This window comes from Streptomonospora litoralis, from assembly GCF_004323735.1.
In the GTDB taxonomy this organism is placed as follows: domain Bacteria; phylum Actinomycetota; class Actinomycetes; order Streptosporangiales; family Streptosporangiaceae; genus Streptomonospora; species Streptomonospora litoralis.
In genome coordinates, this window is record NZ_CP036455.1 from 670,569 (window position 1) to 689,675 (window position 19,107).

Consider the following 19,107-nt stretch of genomic DNA (forward strand, 5'->3'; position numbering starts at 1 on the left):
CCGGGGGCGGACCGTCCTTCACCGGCGACCGGCCGCGCCCCCTCTACACCGCGGGCGGCCTGGCCGCGGCCTGGTCGGCCGGTATCGGTGTCGCCGTGCTGATGACCCTCACCGTCGCGGGCTGGGTGGCCGCGCCGCACGGCGCCTTCGGCGAGGACATCGGCGAGGTGCTGCGCACCGCCGTGCAGGCGTGGCTGGTCGGCCATCACGTCGGCTTCGGTATCCCCGGCGGCGACGTGGCGATGCTGCCGTTGGGCCTGGTCGTGCTGCCGGGTCTGCTGCTGTACCGGGCGGGCCGGTGGCTGGCGCGCAGTTGCGAACTGCCGCGGCTGCGCCATCTTTTCCGGGCCGCGCTGGCGATCGCCGGGCCCTACGCGGCCATCGCGGGAACCCTGGCACTGGTCGGCCAGACCGAGACGGTGCAACCCAGCATGCTCCAGGCGTTGATCGCAGGTTTCAGCCTGGCCTTCGTCGCCGGCGGCGCAGGCGTGCTGTTCCAACTGCTGCGCGACAAGGGCATCGCCAAACGGCGGTTGCTGGAGCTGATGCCCGACCGCCCGCGCTCCCTGCTCGTGGGTACGCTCAGCGCGACCGGAACGCTGCTCGTGACGGGTGCGCTGCTGTTCTGTGTCGGACTGGTCGCCAACGGGGGCGAGGCCGTCTCCACCACCGGCGAACTCGCCCCCGGCCTGGTCGGCGGGGCCCTGCTGCTGCTCATCCAGTTGCTGTACGTCCCCAACGCCGTCGTCTTCGGACTGGCTTACGCGGTGGGGCCGGGATTCTCGGTGGGAGTCGGCACGATCGTCGCGCCGACGGGTGTCTCGGTAGGCGCCGTGCCGATGCTGCCCATGCTTGCGGCGCTCCCGGACAACGGCCCGGCACCGGTGCTGTCGCTGGCGGCGCTGGCCGTGCCGTTCGCGGCTGGAGGGCTGGGCGGCGTCCTGACGCAGCGGAGTGCTCCGGCTGTGGTCAACGAGGCGGCCCCCCTTTGGGGGTTCGTGTGCGGTGTGACCACCGGTCTGGCGTGCGCGGCCCTGTGCGTGGCGGCCGGTGGGCCGCTGGGTGCCGAACGGCTGGCCTCCGTGGGGCCCTCCGCCTGGCAGGTCGGCCTGATCACGGCACTGGAGGTCGGTCTGGCGGCCGCCATCGCCGCGTGGGTGGCGAACTGGCGTTACTACCGGCGGTTCCACGCAGCGGCCGGGCCCGCCCCCGCTGACGCGCCCGCGGGAGCCGACGAGGACGCGGCCGCAGCGCCCGGGCGCAAGCGGGACCGCCGCGCGGCCGTACCCGCCCGCGGCGACGGTGGAGGCCGCGGAGGTTACGAAGGTGCGCCGGTGCCGCCGCGCCGCCGGCGCCCGAGGCTGCCGAGCCTGCCCCGCCTTCCCCGGCCGCGGCTGCGCCGCCGAGCGGCGGAGGACGACGGCGAGGAGTTCTACGGCATCACCTACGAAGCCGACGAGGAGCCCGCGGCGGCCGACGACGGCGACCGGGAATGAGGCAGCGCGCTGGTAGTGCTTCGTTACGTCCGTCGTCGGTGGCCGCGGCTGATTCCGGTGCGCGGTGGAGGCGGCTCTCCTCCGCTGGGCGGCCTTGCGGTCTGCCGGTCGGCGGGCGGCCGGTGAGGATCAGGCGCCTGTGTTGCCCTTTATGCCGGTTTTCCCGACATCTATTGCGCGGAAATTGCCAAAAACCGGCCCTGGACGTGGTGATTTCCGCGCAATAGATGCTGACCGGCCCGGATCACCACGCGCCGCCCCCGCCCGACCCCAGCAGCGGGAAGCGCCCGCGCCGGCGGGAGGGACCGCCGCCGTTGCTGCCGTCTTTGCACTCAAGCAGCCCGCCACCCGCCCGGCGCCAAGGCCGCACAGCAGACCAGAGGCGTTCCAGGCGGCACCGAGCCGACCGGCCGGCTGAGCGACCTGCTCAGACACCGGACTCACTCATCTAACCCGCGGGAACGAAGAACCACAGTGCGCGCTCGGGAACGCCGCCGCCGGTGAGTGTCTGCCGCAGGGCGTCGTCGCACGTCTCCTGGGTGCTGTGCGTCAGCGCCTGCACCGAGCACTGCGCGTGCTGCTCGAAGGCCGGCCAGAACGCCGCGTAGACCGCGATCGTAATCCCGGACACCGCGACCCCCGCCCAGCCCAGCGTCATGCTCAGGACCGCGCCCGGCGCGGAGGAGCTGTTGGCGCGGGCGGAGCGGCGCGCCCGGCGGCCCTGGAAGACGGCCAGCGCGGACAGGACGATGCCGTAGGGCTGGAGGACCAGCCCGGCCGCGGAGAGGAAGAGTCCCCACAGGCCGCCTCGTTCGACGGTGGGCTGCTGCCCGTCGCTGCGCGGCTGGGGCGGCTCATCGGTCACAAGGGCTCCTCGCGGACGGTGCCTGGCGGCTGGTGGTCGACACGTCGGGACCGGGCCCGGGTGCCAGGGGCGGCGCCGGAGCGGTCGCCGCGTGCATGCCCCGACGGGGTCCCGTGGAGTAGACGCTACCTGCCGAGATAGGCTTGCAGCGCGGGTGGGGGAGTCGCATGCCCACCGGCTGCTCTCACGCGGCTCGCGCACCTGCTCGCGGGCGCCCGCGTACCCGCAGGCCGCGCCCATCCGCCGTGCGCGGTGGGGCGGGGCCGGCGCGGGTCGCCGCACCGTTTTCCCGTGAGGAGGAATCACCCTGTCGGCGCGAGTTGTCGTTCTCATCTCCGGCGCGGGGAGCAACATGGCCGCCCTGCTCGACGCGGCGGCCGATCCCGGCTACGGCGCCTCCGTGGTGGCGGTGGGCGCCGACCGCCCCGGCGCGGGCGGTCTGGACTCGGCGCGGCAGGCCGGTGTCGAGACCTTCACCGTGCCCTTCGCCGACTACAGCGATCGCGGTCAGTGGAACGCCGCGCTGAGCGACAGCCTCGCTGCCTACCGCCCCGACCTGGTCGTCTCGGCAGGGTTCATGCGCCTGCTCGGCGCCGAGGTGCTGGAGCGCCACACCGTGGTCAACATCCACCCGGCCCTGCTGCCCGCCTTCCCCGGCGCCCACGCGGTGCGCGACGCGCTGGCCTACGGCGTCAAGGTGACCGGAGCCACCGTGCACCTCGTCGACTCCGGTGTCGACACCGGGCCGGTCGTCGACCAGGTCGCCGTGCGTGTCGAGCCCGGCGACGACGCCGCCGCGCTGCACGAGCGCATCAAGGGCGTCGAGCGGCGCATGCTCGTCGACGTGGTGGGCCGCATGGCGCGGGAGGGCTGGAGCGTCCAGGACCGGCAGGTGCGGCTGGGCGCCTCCGGCAGTGAACCGTCCACGTCAACCCCAACCGAATACGTCGCGGAGGAGAACCCGTGAGCCAGCAGCCCATTCGGCGCGCGTTGATCAGCGTCTACGACAAGACCGGACTGGAGGAGCTGGCCTACGGGCTGGCCGAAGCCGGGGTGGAGATCGTCTCCACCGGGTCCACGGCCGCCCGCCTCACCGAGGTCGACGTGCCCGTCACCGCGGTCGAGGACGTCACGGGCTTCCCCGAGGTCCTCGGCGGGCGGGTCAAGACGCTGCACCCGCGGGTGCACGCCGGGCTGCTGGCCGACCGCGCGGACGCCGGCCACCGGACCACCCTGGAGGAGTTGGGCATCGGCGGCTTCGACCTGCTGGTGTCCAACCTCTACCCGTTCCAGGAGACGGTGGCCGCCGGCGCCTCGCTCGGCGAGTGCATCGAAAAGATCGACATCGGCGGCCCGGCGATGATCCGCGCCGGCGCCAAGAACCACAGCTCGGTGGCGGTGGTGGTCGATCCGGCGGGCTATGACGAGGTCATCGAAGCCGTGCAGTCCGGCGGCTACGAGTTGGAGCAGCGCAAGCGCCTGGCGGCGCAGGCGTTCGCGCACACCGCCGCCTACGACGCGGCCGTCGCCACCTGGTTCGCGACCACCTACGCGCCCGACGAAGTCGCCGTTGAAACCGGCTGGCCCGACTTCTACGCCGAGACCGGCCACCGCACCGCGACCCTGCGCTACGGCGAGAACCCGCACCAGCGGGCGGCGCTCTACCGCGGCGGCGGCGACGCCGCGGGCCCCGGCCTGGCCGGTGCCGAGCAGCTGCACGGCAAGGAGATGTCCTACAACAACTACGTCGACGCCGACTCGGCGCTCCGTGCGGCTTTCGACTTCGCCGAGCCGTGCGCCGCGGTGATCAAGCACGCCAATCCCTGCGGCATCGCGGTGGGCGCCGACATCGCCGAGGCGCACCGCAAGGCCCACGCCTGCGACCCGCTGTCGGCCTTCGGCGGGGTCATCGCCACCAACCGCCCGGTCAGTGTGGCGCTGGCCGAGCAGGTGGCCGAGATCTTCACCGAGGTGCTGGTGGCGCCGGAGTACGAGGCCGGGGCCGTCGAGATCCTTACCCGCAAGAAGAACATCCGGCTGCTGGTGGTGTCTCCGCCCGACCGCGCCGCCCGTTCCGAGGAGCGCGCGATCAGCGGCGGCACGCTGCTGCAGTCGGCCGACATGGTCGACGCGCCCGGCGACGTCCCGTCCGCCTGGCAGTTGGTCGCGGGGCCGGCCGCCGACGAGGCGCTGCTGGCGGATCTGGCGTTCGCCTGGCGTGCGGTGCGCGCCGTCAAGTCCAACGCGATCCTGCTGGCCGCCGACCGCGCGACCGTGGGTGTCGGTATGGGGCAGGTCAACCGGGTCGACGCGGCGCAGTTGGCGGTGACGCGGGCGGGCGACCGGGTTAGCGGCTCGGTGGGGGCCAGCGACGCGTTCTTCCCCTTCCCCGACGGGCTGGAGGTGCTGACCCGGGCCGGGGTGCGGGCCGTGGTCCAGCCGGGCGGGTCGGTGCGCGACGAGGCCGTGGTGGCGGCCGCCGAGGAGGCGGGCATCACCATGTACGCCACGGGGACCCGCCACTTCTACCACTGACCGAGCATGCCCTCGCAGGAGTCGCACGAGCCCAGGGAAGGGACGAGAGGCAGATGAGCGCACAGATTCTCGACGGGAAGGCCACGGCCGCGGCGATCCGCGCGGAGCTGGTGGACCGGGTGGCCGCCCTGCGCGCCAAGGGTGTGACGCCCGGTCTGGGAACGGTCCTGGTCGGCGACGACCCGGGCAGCCACTCCTATGTGGCGGGCAAGCACCGCGACTGCGCCGAGGTGGGCATCGAGAGCATCCGCCGCGACCTGCCCGCCACCGCGACCCAGGAGCAGGTCGAGGGCGTGGTGGCCGACCTCAACGCCGACCCCGCGTGCACCGGCTACATCGTGCAGTTGCCTTTGCCGCGCGGCCTGGACGAGAACCGCGTGCTGGGCCTGATCGACCCGGACAAGGACGCCGACGGCCTCCAGCCGGTGAATCTGGGCAAGCTCGTGCTGATGGAGCAGGCGCCGCTGCCGTGCACGCCGCGGGGCATCGTGGAGCTGCTGACCCGCTACGGTGTGCCGCTCAAGGGCGCCGAGGTCGTGGTGGTGGGCCGCGGCGTCACGGTGGGCCGCCCGCTGGGGCTGCTGCTCACCCGCCGCAGCGAGAACGCAACGGTGACGCTGTGCCACACCGGCACGCGCGACCTGGCCGAGCACACCCGCCGCGCCGACATCGTGGTGGCCGGTGCCGGGGTGCCGGGCCTGATCACCGAGGACATGGTGAAGCCGGGGGCGGCCGTGCTGGACGTCGGCGTGACCCGCACCGACGAAGGGCTGCGCGGCGACGTGGCGATGGACGTGCGCGAGGCTGCGGGCCACGTAGCGCCCAATCCCGGCGGGGTGGGGCCCATGACGCGGGCGATGCTGCTGGTCAACGTGGTGGAGGCCGCCGAGCGCCTGGTCGGCTGAGGCGCAGCCGCCGACCGTGCGAAGCGCAGTGCGCCGACCGCGGCGCACGGGCACCGCGGCCGGCGCACTGCCGTGCCGTCGCGGCGCGAAAGGGGCGTCCCGCCGATGGCACGGCATCGTCCCCGAGGGGCCCCTCGGATCGCGATCCGCGTGTGCGGTGCGGTCGGCAGGCCCCTCGCGACTCAGCTCGCCTTGCGTTCTCGATCGAGCGCCGGCATCGGGCGGACCAGCCCGAGCGCGACGACTTCGTTTGCGAGGCGGGTGCGGCGGTTGGCCCCCTCGGGGACCCGGAACTTCTGGTAGAGGCGGAGGAGGTGCTGCTTGACGGCTGCTTCTGTCACGACCAGGTCCTCGGCGATTTCGCGGGCGGTCGCGGGGGAGACGAAGGCTTCATCGGAGAGAGCGGGGCGGCAGAGCGACGTGAGGACGTCGAGCTCCCTCCTGGTCAGTTCGGGTGCGGTTCCCCTGCGCAGCTCGACGTCAGGGTTGAGTTCCTCCCGGGGCAGGCCCCCGATCTTGCAGCGCGCACTGCCGAAGCTGAGGACGTCTCCTTCTTCGAGAACCCTGCGCGCTATCGGACGGCCATTGACCCTTGTGCCGTTTCGGGAGAGGCCGAGGTCGACGACGTAGACGTAGGGGCCGCGGCGCACCAGCTCGGCGTGGAGTTGTGACACGCTCGGGTCGCTGAGGCGGATGTCGGCCCCCTCTCCGCGTCCGACTGTGGTGACCTCGGAATTCAACGACTGAACGTCCCCGCTCTCCTCGACCCGCATATAGGGCCCGTCCACGGTTCTTCCTCCCAGTGTGGGGCGCGGCCGATGAGGGAGTGCACGGCGGTGCGGGGACGGGTGCCTTGCCGTTTGGCCGTGTCGATCGGTCGTAACTGGTTGAGTGGGGTTCATAGGGGGGCAGTCCTCGCTCACCGTGGCACTCATCTTCTCAGTGGTTACCCGGGCGCTGTCGGTTCTACGCTCTTACTCAGGAGTTAGACAGCTATCTCGGGAGGTTTACGCCGTTGTCCGGATATCGGACTCAGGGGAATCCGGGTGCGGTTGGGGCCGAATCGGTGATTCGGTGCACACGGTGATGGCTGCCGTCACTACACTGATCGGGTCCTCGGCCGACGGCGCGGTCGGCGCGCCGGCTCGGCCTGCGCGCACCGGCCGGAGCCCTTCGGCGGCCTCCGCGGTTTCGGATGCCGTCGGCCGGTTCGTGCCAGGACGGTTCCCGCGCCGGAGCGCTCCGGCCGGCAGCGTGCGCTAGCTTGGAGTGGACGGTGAGCCAGAACACGGTGGAGGAAGCGGTAGCAGCCGAATCGCGCCGACCCGACGACGAGCCAGAGCCCGACTCCGCTCCCGGGGAGCAGGAGCCCGGTGTCGGCGACGAGGCCCCCGGGTGGCTTTCACAGGTGCCCTATTTCCTTGTGCTGTCCACCATGTCGGCCGGGATCGTGATCGTCGCGGCGGCGCATTTCAAGCGCGGGCCGGCGCTGATCGCCGGTTCGCTGCTGCTGGCCGCGGTCTTCCGCACCGTGCTGCCTCCGCACAAGATCGGAATGCTCGCGGTGCGCAGGAGATGGCTCGACGTCATCACGTTCACCGGACTGGCCGTGCTGCTCATCGTGCTCGCATGGGTAGCGCCGCAACTGTCCCAGTAGGCGTCTAATAAGCTTGATATCGAGATACTGCAGACGTTCGATCGACGAAGCCGCCGCCCGCTGAGCACCGGTGGGGACGACCGCCACCGGATCCCGGCCGCGGCGCGTCCGGCGGCTCTGCGGCGAGCTCATGAGGCGTGTCGCGGACACACCGGCCTCCCCGCGGCGCAGCGCGGCCACCGCCGCGTCCGCCGTGGTGCGACCGGTATGCCCCGGCGCCGCCTCCAGCCACATGACGGCTAGCCGAAACGAAGGGACAGCCACCAGCCATGGCCAAAATCAAGGTCGAGAATCCCGTAGTAGAGCTCGACGGCGACGAGATGACGCGGATCATCTGGTCCTTCATCAAGGACCGGCTGATCCTGCCCTACCTGGACGTCGATCTGAAGTACTACGACCTGGGGATCGAGGAGCGCGACCGCACCGACGACCAGATCACCGTCGACGCCGCCAAGGCCATCCGCGAGCACGGCGTCGGCGTCAAGTGCGCCACCATCACCCCCGACGAGGCCCGCGTCGAGGAGTTCGGGCTGAAGAAGATGTGGCGCTCGCCCAACGGGACGATCCGCAACATCCTCGGCGGGGTCATCTTCCGCGAGCCCATCGTCTGCGAGAACGTGCCCCGGCTGGTGCCCGGCTGGACCAAGCCGATCATCGTCGGCCGCCACGCCCACGGCGACCAGTACAAGGCCAGCGACTTCAAGGTGCCCGGCCCCGGTACGGTCACCATCACCTACACCCCCGAGGACGGCGGCGAGCCCATCGAGATGGAGGTCGCCAACTTCCCCGAGGGCGGCGGCGTGGCCATGGGCATGTACAACTACCGCCGGTCGATCGAGGACTTCGCCCGCGCCAGCCTGAACTACGGCCTGGACCGCGGCTACCCGGTCTACATGTCGACCAAGAACACGATCCTCAAGTCCTACGACGGCATGTTCAAGGACGTGTTCGAGGAGATCTACGAGAACGAGTTCAAGGACCGCTTCGAGGCGGCCGGCCTCACCTACGAGCACCGGCTGATCGACGACATGGTCGCCGCCGCCCTGAAGTGGGAGGGCGGCTACGTCTGGGCCTGCAAGAACTACGACGGCGACGTGCAGTCCGACACGGTCGCCCAGGGCTTCGGCTCGCTGGGCCTGATGACCTCGGTGCTGCGCACCGCCGACGGCCGGACCGTCGAGGCCGAGGCCGCCCACGGCACGGTCACCCGGCACTTCCGCCGGCACCAGCAGGGCGAGCCCACCTCCACCAACCCCATCGCGTCCATCTTCGCCTGGACCCGGGGCCTGGAGCACCGCGGCAAGCTCGACAACACCCCCGCGGTCGTCGAGTTCGCCAACACCCTGGAGAAGGTCGTCGTCTCGACCGTCGAGGGCGGCCAGATGACCAAGGACCTCGCGCTGCTGGTCGGCGGCGACCAGGGCTTCCTCACCACCCAGGAGTTCCTCGCCGTGCTCGACGAGAACCTGCAGAAGCGCCTGGCCTGAGGCGCGCCGCGCCCTTGGGTGCTCAGGGCCGCTCCGCCGTGCCGCGGGGCGGCCCTTCGCGTGGGCCGTAGCGCCCTGCGACGGCGCTACCGCACGGATACGAAGCGTTATTTCTACCGGTAGTGCGGCGAACGCCACTCTTGTGTGGTTCGCGTGTTTCGCGAGTATTGCCCTATCTTGGAGTCATCTGCCCGTTGGGTTCATCCCGCGGACACAGATCCCGAACCATTTAGGCCGACGTGCCGGCCGTGCGCCCGCTGGGGGGTAGGCGCGCGCGGTGCGGAACGTCCGGGAAAGGGCCCGTCGCTGCGGCGACGGGCCCTTTCATTCGGGCAGGGGTTTCGGCGGGGGTGCGGGAGGGGGCCTGCCGGCGCCGGAGCACCGGCAGGATCACTCCTGCATCGCGCTCTCGGGGATCGGCTCCCCCTCCTGCATCGCGCCGAACATCTCCGCCGAGCGCGCCTCGTCCCACAGCACCACCGAACCCGCGCCCGCGATGGTGGGCGTGGAGGCCACCGGAACCGCCGACGTCGCCGGGTCCTCGCGCATGGCCAGCGCCATGCCCGCCAGGTCGGTCAGGTGGTCGCCCTCGTCGACGACGAACGTGTCGGTGCCCTCGGTGACCAGCGGGATCGAGCGGAAGGGGTTGAGCAGCGTACCGGGGGAGGTGGCCTTGGAGATCAGCGCACTGAAGAACTCCCGCTGCCGCTGGATGCGGTCCAGGTCGGCGCGCACGGTGGCGCGCGTGCGCACGTAGCCCAGCGCGGTCTCACCGTCCATCTGCTGGCAGCCGGCCTCGATGTCGAGGTCGGCCTTGGGGTCCTGGATGGCCTGCTCGGGGCACATCTCCACCCCGCCGACGGCGTTGACGATGCCGACGAACCCGGAGAACCCGACCTCGACGTAGTGGTCGATGCGCACGCCGCTGGCCTGCTCGAAGGTCTGCACGAGCCTGGTGGGTCCGCCGCCCAGAGCCTCGGCGAAGGCCGCGTTGATCTTGCTCTGGCCGATGCCGGGGATCTCCACGTAGGAGTCCCGCGGCACGCTGACGATGGTGGGTTTGCCCGACTCGGGCACGTAGAGCACCATGATCGTGTCCGTGCGCTTACCGCTGGCGTCGCCCGTGCCCAGCTGCTGCTGCTCCTCGTCGCTGAGCCCTTCGCGGCTGTCGGAGCCCACGATCATGTAGGTCTCGCCGGGCTGGTCCTCCAGCCGTCCTTCGTACTCCAGGGCCGACACGCGCTGCAGCCGGGAATCGGCCCAGACGTAGAAGCCGACGGGGAAGACCACCAGCACGACCAGCAGCAGCACCAGGATCGTCCGCCGGCGCCGACGGCGCTGCTCGCGGATGCGCCGCGCGCGCCCGGACCCGTCGTAGCTGCGCCCGCGCCCGGAACCGCCCGGGGAGGGCCGGCGCCGCGGCTCGTCCTCGGCCGGCGGCATCCGCCGCGTGGGCCCCGCCCGACCCGCCGAAGAGCGCTCCTGTGAGCGGCGCGGGCGGTAGAGCTTCTCGATCTCGTCGGCCCCGCCGCCGGGGGTGCGGCGGAACACCCCGGTCCGGTCGGCATCACCGCCACCCGACCCGCGTCCTCGCCCGTAATGCCCGTCAACCATGGCTCTGGTCGCCCATCTGTGAAGTCACCACATGTGAGGTCAAGGTCAAGCCGTCCCCTTTTACTGCATTGGGACTCGCCACAGCCTAGCCAGGTTCCCGCCGTGACCGACCCGTGTCCGCGTTCCCGCCCGCGCAGGTCCCAGAAGGACACCCTCGCCACACAGGTCGCCTCGTGTGCCGTCGGCGCCACTCACATGCGGCACTGCTCGCCGGGTAGGCCGAGGGGCCCGCCGGCCCCTCGGCGGCCGGTCAGCGCAGGCGGCGGGCTCCCTGGGAGGGGAGAGCGACGCGCAGGGCGGGGGCGGTAAAGCCCCGCTCGGCGAAGGCGTCGGTGACCGCCTTCTCGACGGCCTCCAGGCGGGACTCGGGGGCCAGGGCGACGGCGCTGCCGCCGAAGCCGCCGCCGGTCATGCGGGCTCCGCGGGCTCCGGCGGCGACGGCGGTCTCCACGGCGGTGTCGAGTTCGGGCGTGGAGATCTGGAACTGGTCGCGCATGGACAGGTGGGAGGCCGTGAACACCGCACCCAGCTCACCCAGCGCGTTCGCGCGCATCAGCCCCACGGCGGCGTTCACCCGGTGGATCTCGGTGACCACGTGGCGGACGCGGTCGACGAGCAGCGGGTCGTCCAGGCGGGACAGGCTCGCCTGGAGGTCCTCCACGTCGCGCAGCGCGTCGACGCCGAGGATGCGGGCGGCGCGGGTGCACTCGTCGTAGCGGGCGGCGTAACCGCCGGTGGTGTCGCTGAGCTTGTGTTCGACGCGGGTGTCGATGATGAGCAGCCGCAGCCCCGCGTCCTCCAGCGGGAAGGGGACGTTGCTCGCCGCGCCGCTGCGGCAGTCCAGGTAGAGGGCGTGGCCCTCGGTGCAGCGCAGCGAGGCGCTCTGGTCGAGGATGCCGGTGGGGGCGCCGACGTAGGCGTTCTCCGCGCGGCGGGCGATCGTGGCCATGGCGGGGCGGTCGGCGGCCAGTCCGGTCAGGCCGTGGGCTTCGGCCAGGGCGAGCAGGACCGCGCACTCCAGAGCGGCCGAGGAGGACAGGGCGGCGCCGACGGGCAGGTCGGAGTCGAGCAGGATGCGCGCGCCGGCCCCGGGCGGCAGGTGCCCGGCCTCGCGCGCCGCCCAGAACACGCCGGCGACGTAGGCGCCCCACCCCTCGACGGGGTCCTGCGGGTCGAGGTCGGCGACGGCGAAGCCGACCTGCTCGCCCGGGCGCTGGGCGCTGCGCACCTCGGCTGTGCCGTCGTCCGTGGGCGTCAGCGCCAGGGTGACGCCCCAGGGCAGCGCCATCGGCAGCACCAGGCCGTCGTTGTAGTCGGTGTGCTCGCCCATCAGGTTGACGCGGCCGGGCGCGTGCCAGACCCCGAGCGGGTCGCGGCCGAACGCGGCGGCGAACGCCGCCGCGGTCTCGTCGGTGTCCACCACGTGCTCCGTCTCCTCCTCTGCCGGTGCCCGGCTCGAATCCTGCGGGCCGCGGGCGGATTCCCGCAGCCCCGCCGCGGCCGCCGGCGCGGCCGGGGCGGTGGCCGCACCCGCAGATGCGGCCGCGCGCCGGAACGGCGCGAGAAAGCGGTTCAGCACGCTCGCCTCTCCTCGGTGGCTGCGCGGGCGGGGTGTCGTCGTGCCGGCCGTGCCGCGGCTGCTCTCGGGCCGCGTCCGCGCCGGCCCGGCTCGGTTGGGCCCTTCAGCCGGCCGCGGTGTCGGCGGCCGTGCGCCCGGTGTGGAACTCCCAGGCGTCGGCGACGATGCGGTGCAGTTCGGGGCGGCGCGGTGTCCAGCCGAGTTCGCGCCGCGCGCTCTCGCTGGAGGCGACCAGGGTCGCCGGATCGCCGGGGCGGCGCTCGGCGGAGACCGCCGGGACGGGGTGGCCGGTGACCTTGCGGCACACGTCGATGACCTCGCGCACGGAGAACCCGGTGCCGTTGCCGAGGTTGAAGACGCGGTGCTCGCCGGGGCGGCAGCCGTCCAGGGCCAGCAGGTGGGCCTCGGCGAGGTCGGCGACGTGGATGTAGTCGCGCACGCAGCTGCCGTCGGCGGTGGGGTAGTCCTCGCCGTAGACGGCGACGGACTCGCGCAGGCCGCGGGCCACCTGCAGCACGATCGGGATGAGGTGGGTCTCGGGGTCGTGGCGCTCGCCGAGCCCCGCGTAGGCTCCGGCCACGTTGAAGTAGCGCAGGCTGACCGCGCCGATGCCGTGCAGGCGGGCGTACTCGGTCAGGGCGGTGTCGATGGCGGCCTTGGAGGCGCCGTAGGGGTTGCCCGGGCGCACGGGGGCGTCCTCGGGGATCGGGGAGGACTCGGGTTCGCCGTAGACGGCGGCGGTGGAGGAGAAGACGATGCGCCCGACCCCGTGGGTGCGCATCGCTTCCAGCAGCGCCAGGGTGCAGCCGAGGTTGCCGTCCCAGTAGCGCTCCGGGTGGGCCACCGACTCCGGCACCACCGATCGCGCGGCGAAGTGCAGGACTGCCTCGGCTCCGGTCTCGGCCAGCACCTCGGCGCCGCGCTCGCGGATGCCGCCCTCGAACAGGCGGCAGCCCGCGGGGACGGCGTCGCGGTGCCCGGTGGACAGGTCGTCGAGTACGGACACCTCGTGGCCTGCTTCGAGCAACTGGGCCGCGACGACACTGCCGATGTAGCCGGCGCCGCCGGTGACGAGGACTCTCAACGCTGCTCCTTGCTGTCGGTGGGGTGGGCCGCGGCGGCCTGCGAGGGCAGGGCGGTGCGGATGCGCTCGGCGGCGTCCTCGGGGGCGACGTCGTTGATCCACGCCGCCATGCCCGACTCCGACCCCGCGAGGTACTTCAGTTTCCCAGGGGCGCGGCGCAGCGTGAACAACTGCAGGTGCAGCCCGAACTCGCCGTCGGGGGTGCCGTCGGGCGCGACGGGTGCCTGGTGCCAGGCCGCGATGTAGGGCGTGGGCGGATCGGTGCCCTCGCCGGGCTGGGGGAACAGGGTGTCGAAGCCGCGCACCAGGTCGAGGTACATGCGGGCGAGTTCGTCGCGCTGGGCGGTGTCGAGTTCGGCCAGGGTGGACACGCGCCGCAGCGGGAAGAGGCGGACCTCGTAGGGCCAGCGGGCCGCGGCGGGTACGAACGCGGTCCAGTGCTCGCCCTCGGTGACGATACGGGTGCCGGCTCGGCGCTCGTCGGCGACGACCCGGTCGAAGAGGTTGCCGCCGGTGGCGGCGCGGTGCTTGCGGGCGGCCTCGGTCATGGCCTCGATACGCGGCGGCACGAACGGGTAGGCGTAGATCTGGCCGTGGGGGTGCTGCAGGGTCACCCCGATCTCGATCCCGCGGTTCTCGAAGGGATAGACGTGGGCGACGTCGGATCGGGCGCCCAGCGCTTCGGTGCGGTCGGCCCAGGCTTCGACGACGGTGCGGGCCCGTTCGGGCGAGAGGTCGCCGAAGGAGGCGGAGTGGTCCGAGGTGAAGCACACGACCTCGCAGCGCCCGGCGCCCGGGCGCGCGGTCAGCGCGGGGTCGTCGTCCGCGGCCGGTTCGGGCGGGGCCGGGGCGGGCGCCAGGGAGGGGAACCGGTTCTCGAAGACGACCACGTCGTAGTCACCCGCCGGGATCTCGCTCAGGCGGTCGCCGCGGGTGGGATCGAGCGGGCACTCGTCGGGCGGCGGGAGGAACGTGCGGTTCTGCCGGTGGGCGGCGAGGGTCACCCATTCGTCGAGGAGCGGGTCGTAGCGCAGCTGCGAGCCGGAGGAGAACGGCGGCAGCGGCCTGCGGTCCGCGACCTCGGCCCGGCCGGTGTCGGGGGATTCGTCGTAGTAGATGATCTCCCGTCCGTCAGCGAGCCGTCCCGTCGATCGAAAAACCTGTCGAGTTCGCACAAGTTCAGTCTAGAGCATGCGGTATTCGACTTCATTGGACCGCATATGAATGATGTTGATCGGCCTTCGGTGGATGTGCCCGAAGCGCGGCCATCTTTCCGGTCCGCGGTCACCCGGCGCGCCCTCGGCGCCGGCGGGTGCGCCGCCTTCGGGGGTTCCATGACCTGGGCTACGGTCGGCGTAGGCCGCACAAGGGCGAACCCGCCCATGCCGCCGGGCTCGCAGGGCGGCGCGGGCGGACACGCCGCACCGGCGCGCCGGATGCGCCGCGGGCGGCGCCCTGCGGCCGAACCACGGCAGGCGACGGCGGGCGGACGAGTGCAGCGGAAGGAGGCCCGGGGCGAATGGCCGCGATGACGGCGCTGAAGGACCGGGCGCGCCACTACCGCAACCTCGCCATGGAGACCTACTGGTCGGTGCGGCGCCGCCGTCCCGCGATCGACCACGCCGTGCGGGCCTTCGAGCGCTACTCCGACGTCGGGGGCGACCGGCTCGCCGCCGCGGTCACCTACTACGCCTTCCTGTCCTTCTTCCCGCTGCTCGCGCTGGCCTTCGCCGCGGTCGGCTACGCCGCCGCCGTCGAACCGGCCGCCCGCGACTACCTGGACCAGGCCATCCGCGAGACGCTGCCCGGCCTGGCCGAAGGACTGCCCGTCCAGGAGATCGCCGAGGCACGCACCGGTGCCGGCATCCTGGGCCTGCTCGGCCTGCTCTACGCGGGCGTGGGCGCCTTGGGCTCGGTCCGCGAGGCGCTGCACCGGGTCTGGCTGAAGGACGTCGGCGACGGACCCAACTTCGTCGTCGCCAAGCTCCTCGACATCCTGGTGATGGCCGTGCTGGGCCTGTGCCTGCTGGGCTCGGTCGCGCTGACCAGCGTCGCCCAGGCGGCCACACACTGGCTGCTGGGGTTCCTGCAACTGCAGGATTCGCTCGTGGCGGTGGGTGCGACCCGCGCGCTGGGTCTGGCCATCGCCGTGGCGGTCGACACGGTCATCTTCCTGGTCGTCTTCTCCCGCCTGTCGGGCACCCGCCGCCCGCTGCGCCTGCTGTGGCGCGGCGCGCTGCTGGCGGCCTTCGGCTTCGAGATCCTCAAGGCCGCGGCCGCCCTGCTGATCAGCGGCACGCTCAGCAACCCGGTCTACGCGTCTTTCGCGGTGGTCGTCGGCCTGCTGGTGTGGATCAACCTGGTGATGCGGATGCTGCTGCTGTGCGCCGCCTGGACCGCCACGTGGCTGCCGGTACCGCCGCCGTACCAGGGCGCGGTGCCCTCGGGCCTGCCGATAGGCCTCTCCGACGAGGAGCCTCCGCGGGAGGTGGTGCGCCAGGACCTCGGCCCCTCGGCGGCGGTGCTGCCCGCCCGGCCCACCGATCGCCTGATGCGCCGCTCGCGCCGGTTGGACCGGCGCCGGCGGGCCGCGGCCGCGCTGCGGCGCCTGGCCGTCCCGGCGGCCCTGGCGGGTGCGGCCGCCGGGGCACTGGCCTGGCGCAGGCGCCACAGGCGGGACGGGGACGGCGACGATCGCGGCGCCGCTCGCGATCGGCGCGCCGGTCGCGCCTGATTCCGGCGGTTCCGGCGCTGCTGTCCCAGGGCGCCCCAAGCCCGCTCCCACGCGCGGCGCGGGCCCGGCACGCGCTTCGCCATCGCGACATCCGTCCAACCAGAGACCGTCTGGAGTGACGGTTCGCGCCCCGAATACGTTATCGAGATCACGTATCGGTTACTTCGGGGCAGTCTTCTCTGTGATTGTGTAGCGTGATCTTGAAGCGCCGATGCGGACGACGGCGTGCCCGCCGCGTCCGTCTGGCGCTCCGTGCGGTCGGCCCCGCGCCTCGCCCGGTCCGGGCGCGCCCGCACAAAAGCGCGCGGCCGCACCGGCGCCTCGGTGTTCCCGGACTGCATCCGGCCGGACCGGCGTGGTGCACGCAGACCGGCTCCATCGTCGCGCAGCGCCGCCCATCGCCGGCGTCCGTATTACTCGCCCGATGTCATTTCGCCCGATCCACCCAGGAACGGAACCTGCATGACACGTACTGACGAATCGGGCAGAGGCTCGCCTAGGGTGCGGTCAGCGTCGGTGCGCGAACCGGCCGGACGACAGTGCGGAGGTTGACCGTGGCCATCGAATTCAACGACTCCCAGCGGGCCACTCTCGGCGTGGAATGGGAACTGCAACTCGTCGACGTGCACACCCGGCACCTGCGCCAGGAGGCCCAGCAGGTCCTCGGTGAACTGCCCGACCTCAGCGAGGCATCGGACAGCCCGCCGCTGCGCCACGAGCTGATGCAGTGCACGGTGGAGGTCGTCACCGGCATCTGCGAGACCGTCGAGGAGGCCCGCAACGACCTGGCGGGCAGCATCGCGCGGCTGAACAGCGTGCTGGAGCCCCGCGAGGCCGCGCTCATCTGCGCCGGGACGCATCCCATCGACGACTGGCGCGACCAGACTCTCTCCCCGATACAGCGCTACGGCGAACTCATCGACGAGATGCAGTGGCTCGCGCGGCGCATTCTCACCTTCGGCGTCCACGTGCACGTCGGCGTGCGGTCGCGGGAGAAGGCGATTCCCATGGTCAACGCGCTGGCCGACTACCTGCCGCACTTCCTCGCCCTGACCGCCTCCAGTCCTTTCTGGAGCGGCCATGACACCGGGCTGGCATCCAGCCGGTCGATCATCTTCGGCGCGCTGCCCACGTCGGGTCCGCCGCCGCGTCTCGAACACTGGGACGCGTTCGAGGAATATATGGAAACCCTGCTCCGAGCGGGGACCATATCGAGTATCAAGGAAGTCTGGTGGGACGTCCGCCCGCACCCCGATTTCGGCACCATCGAGATCCGGATGTTCGACGGCATTCCCACACTGCGCGAGGTCGGCATGGCCGCCGCGTTGTCCCAAAGCCTGGTTCGGCTGTTCGATCAGCAGTTGGACCGCGGCTACGGGCTTCCCAATCCACCCTCATGGGTGGTCAACGACAACAAATGGCGGGCCACCCGCTACGGCCTGGACGCCCGGATCATCACCGACGACCAAGGGCACACCATGCCGCTGCGCGACGATCTGCACGAGCTGCTCCGCGAGCTCGAACCCGTCGCGGCGCGGCTGGGCTGTGCCGAGGACCTCGGCGTCGCCTCGGAGATCCTGGACAAGGGCGCGTCCTATGAGCGTCAACGTGCCGTCATCGACGACGGCGGCACCCTGAACGACGTCGTGGACTCGCTGGTGGCGGAGTTCCGCGCCGACGGCTTCCCCGCGGCGCCCCTCTCCGCGAACTCCCCCGACCCTGCCACCGGTCACCAGGCGGCACGCGGCGGCACCGGTACCGACTATGCGACGAAGAACAGGGGGCCATCCCATGCAGGGGCGTGACCTGCGGGAGCAACTGAACGCTTTTCTTGCTCGCCACGAGCGCGAGTTCACCGAGTTCCGGCGCGATCTGCACATGCATCCCGAACTCGCCTTCGCCGAGCACCGCACCACCCAGCGGCTCGCCGACCGGCTGCGCAGCGTCGGACTCGCACCCCGGTCGCTGCCGCACACCACCGGCCTCGTCTGCGACATCGGCGCCGGCGAAGGCCCCACGGTCGCGCTGCGCGCCGACATCGACGCGCTTCCCCTCACCGACGAGAAGGACGTCCCCTACCGCTCGACCGTCCCCGGTGCCGCGCACTCCTGCGGCCACGACGTGCACACCACCGTGCTGCTGGCCACCGGGCTGTTCCTGGCGCAGCAGGCCCGCGCCGGTGCGCTGCCCGGCCGGGTGCGGCTGCTGTTCCAGCCGGCCGAGGAGCTGCCCGGCGGGGCGCGCGAGGTCGTCGACGCCGGCGGAATCGACGGGGTAGACCGCATTTTCGCGCTGCACTGCGATCCGCGGCTGCTCACCGGCCAGGTCGGGCTGCGCAGCGGTGCCATCACCGCCGCCTGCGACCAGGTGCTGGTGCGGTTGTCGGGCGCCGGGGGACACACTGCGCGGCCGCACCTGACCTCCGACCTGGTCTACGCGCTGGGCAAGGTCGTCACCGAACTGCCCGCCGCCCTTTCGCGGCGGGTGGACCCGCGGGCGGGCTTCAGCCTGGTGTGGGGGCGCGTCAGCGCGGGATCTGCACCCAACGCCATTCCCGACGACGGCGTGGCCGAGGGGACCGTGCGCTGCCTGGACGACGACGCCTGGCACGCCGCGCCCGAGCTCATCCGCGAGCTGGTCGACTCCGTCGTGGCCGGCTACGGCGCCCGCGCCGAGGTCGACTACCGCCGCGGAGTCCCGCCCACGGTCAACGAGTCCACCAGCGTGCGGATGCTGCAGGACGCCTGTGCGCAGGCACTGGGCCCCGAAGCCGTCGCAGACACCCCCCAGAGCCTGGGCGGCGAGGACTTCGCCTGGTACCTGGAGCACGTTCCCGGCGCGCTGGCCCGGTTGGGGACGCATTCGCCGCAGTCCAGCTCGCCGATGCTGGACCTGCACCGCGGTACCTTCGACGTCGACGAGCGGGCGATCGGCGTCGGCGTGCAGCTGATGTCGGCCACCGCGCTGACCGCGCTGTGGGAGTGCGCCCGCGCCGCTGACGGCGACCCCGTGCAGAACGCCGCGCTGGCCTGACGAAGGCATATTCCGCGCTCGGCCCCCTGACCGTCGGGCCGCTGCACGCGCGCACCGCCGTCGCCGCGGGCGCGGCGCGCCGGCACTGCGCCGGCGCTCCCGTGGCACCGCCGAAGTG

The 19,107-nt window shown here is 72.4% G+C and carries 15 protein-coding genes; 9 read left to right on the forward strand and 6 right to left on the reverse strand.

What is annotated here, in order from left to right; genetic code table 11:
• Nucleotides 1-59 precede the first annotated feature (59 nt).
• A complete protein-coding gene (locus EKD16_RS02940) occupies nucleotides 60-1,496 on the forward strand; it encodes a cell division protein PerM (protein ID WP_278248937.1) in 1,437 nt (478 codons plus the stop codon).
• A gap of 448 nt (nucleotides 1,497-1,944) precedes the next feature.
• On the opposite strand, the gene EKD16_RS02945 is transcribed toward EKD16_RS02940, so the two are convergent.
• A complete protein-coding gene (locus EKD16_RS02945; RefSeq protein ID WP_131096973.1) occupies nucleotides 1,945-2,361 on the reverse strand; it encodes a DUF4190 domain-containing protein in 417 nt (138 codons plus the stop codon).
• 307 nt (nucleotides 2,362-2,668) lie between these two features.
• On the opposite strand from EKD16_RS02945, the gene purN reads away from it, so the two are divergent.
• Genes purN through EKD16_RS02960 form a run of 3 tightly spaced genes read left to right on the forward strand, consistent with a single transcriptional unit; the run spans nucleotide 2,669 to nucleotide 5,801 of the window.
• Nucleotides 2,669-3,328 carry a phosphoribosylglycinamide formyltransferase gene (gene purN, locus EKD16_RS02950; RefSeq protein ID WP_131096974.1) on the forward strand — a complete coding sequence of 220 codons (660 nt, stop codon included), beginning with the start codon at nucleotides 2,669-2,671 and terminating at the stop codon, nucleotides 3,326-3,328.
• On the forward strand, nucleotides 3,325-4,896 hold the full coding sequence (gene purH / locus EKD16_RS02955; RefSeq protein WP_131096975.1) for a bifunctional phosphoribosylaminoimidazolecarboxamide formyltransferase/IMP cyclohydrolase: 1,572 nt from the start codon (nucleotides 3,325-3,327) through the stop codon (nucleotides 4,894-4,896). Before purN ends, purH begins: the two co-directional genes overlap by 4 nt.
• Before the next feature lie 53 nt (nucleotides 4,897-4,949).
• Complete coding sequence (locus tag EKD16_RS02960) at nucleotides 4,950-5,801, forward strand: bifunctional methylenetetrahydrofolate dehydrogenase/methenyltetrahydrofolate cyclohydrolase (protein ID WP_131096976.1); 852 nt, start codon at nucleotides 4,950-4,952, stop codon at nucleotides 5,799-5,801.
• Between the two features lie 182 nt (nucleotides 5,802-5,983).
• On the opposite strand, the gene EKD16_RS02965 is transcribed toward EKD16_RS02960, so the two are convergent.
• On the reverse strand, nucleotides 5,984-6,589 hold the full coding sequence (locus EKD16_RS02965; RefSeq protein WP_131096977.1) for an FHA domain-containing protein: 606 nt from the start codon (nucleotides 6,587-6,589) through the stop codon (nucleotides 5,984-5,986).
• A 488-nt stretch (nucleotides 6,590-7,077) separates the two neighbouring features.
• Here EKD16_RS02965 and EKD16_RS02970 point away from each other — a divergent pair, with 488 nt between their 5' ends.
• Nucleotides 7,078-7,458, forward strand: a complete 381-nt coding sequence (locus EKD16_RS02970; protein ID WP_242677210.1) for a DUF3017 domain-containing protein — start codon at nucleotides 7,078-7,080, stop codon at nucleotides 7,456-7,458.
• 269 nt (nucleotides 7,459-7,727) lie between these two features.
• The gene (locus EKD16_RS02975) at nucleotides 7,728-8,945 is read left to right on the forward strand and encodes an NADP-dependent isocitrate dehydrogenase (protein WP_131096979.1); all 1,218 of its coding nucleotides are present in this window, start codon (nucleotides 7,728-7,730) and stop codon (nucleotides 8,943-8,945) included.
• 390 nt (nucleotides 8,946-9,335) lie between these two features.
• Here the strand turns inward: EKD16_RS02975 and EKD16_RS02980 are convergent, their stop codons facing one another.
• From EKD16_RS02980 to galT, 4 genes are all read right to left on the reverse strand, one after another.
• A complete protein-coding gene (locus tag EKD16_RS02980) occupies nucleotides 9,336-10,559 on the reverse strand; it encodes an LCP family protein (protein ID WP_131096980.1) in 1,224 nt (407 codons plus the stop codon).
• 250 nt (nucleotides 10,560-10,809) lie between these two features.
• Nucleotides 10,810-12,138 (reverse strand): galactokinase, encoded by a 1,329-nt coding sequence (gene galK, locus EKD16_RS02985; protein ID WP_341351866.1) that lies wholly within the window; start codon nucleotides 12,136-12,138, stop codon nucleotides 10,810-10,812.
• Between the two features lie 103 nt (nucleotides 12,139-12,241).
• Nucleotides 12,242-13,222, reverse strand: coding sequence for a UDP-glucose 4-epimerase GalE (gene galE, locus EKD16_RS02990; protein ID WP_131096981.1), 981 nt, complete (start codon nucleotides 13,220-13,222; stop codon nucleotides 12,242-12,244).
• Nucleotides 13,219-14,397: a galactose-1-phosphate uridylyltransferase gene (galT, locus tag EKD16_RS02995; RefSeq protein WP_131096982.1), complete on the reverse strand. Its 1,179-nt coding sequence runs from the start codon at nucleotides 14,395-14,397 to the stop codon at nucleotides 13,219-13,221. The genes galE and galT overlap by 4 nt, the downstream gene beginning before the upstream one ends.
• 344 nt (nucleotides 14,398-14,741) lie before the next feature.
• Between galT and EKD16_RS03000 the strand changes: the two genes are divergently transcribed.
• The 3 genes from EKD16_RS03000 to EKD16_RS03010 all read left to right on the forward strand — a co-directional run bounded on the left by EKD16_RS03000 (nucleotide 14,742) and on the right by EKD16_RS03010 (nucleotide 18,989).
• Nucleotides 14,742-15,956, forward strand: a complete 1,215-nt coding sequence (locus EKD16_RS03000) for a YihY/virulence factor BrkB family protein (protein ID WP_131096983.1) — start codon at nucleotides 14,742-14,744, stop codon at nucleotides 15,954-15,956.
• A 554-nt stretch (nucleotides 15,957-16,510) separates the two neighbouring features.
• Entirely contained in the window at nucleotides 16,511-17,761 is a 1,251-nt protein-coding gene (locus EKD16_RS03005) for a glutamate--cysteine ligase (RefSeq protein ID WP_131096984.1), read from the forward strand.
• Nucleotides 17,748-18,989, forward strand: a complete 1,242-nt coding sequence (locus EKD16_RS03010) for a M20 family metallopeptidase (RefSeq protein WP_131096985.1) — start codon at nucleotides 17,748-17,750, stop codon at nucleotides 18,987-18,989. Before EKD16_RS03005 ends, EKD16_RS03010 begins: the two co-directional genes overlap by 14 nt.
• The last annotated feature ends 118 nt before the right edge of the window (nucleotides 18,990-19,107 follow it).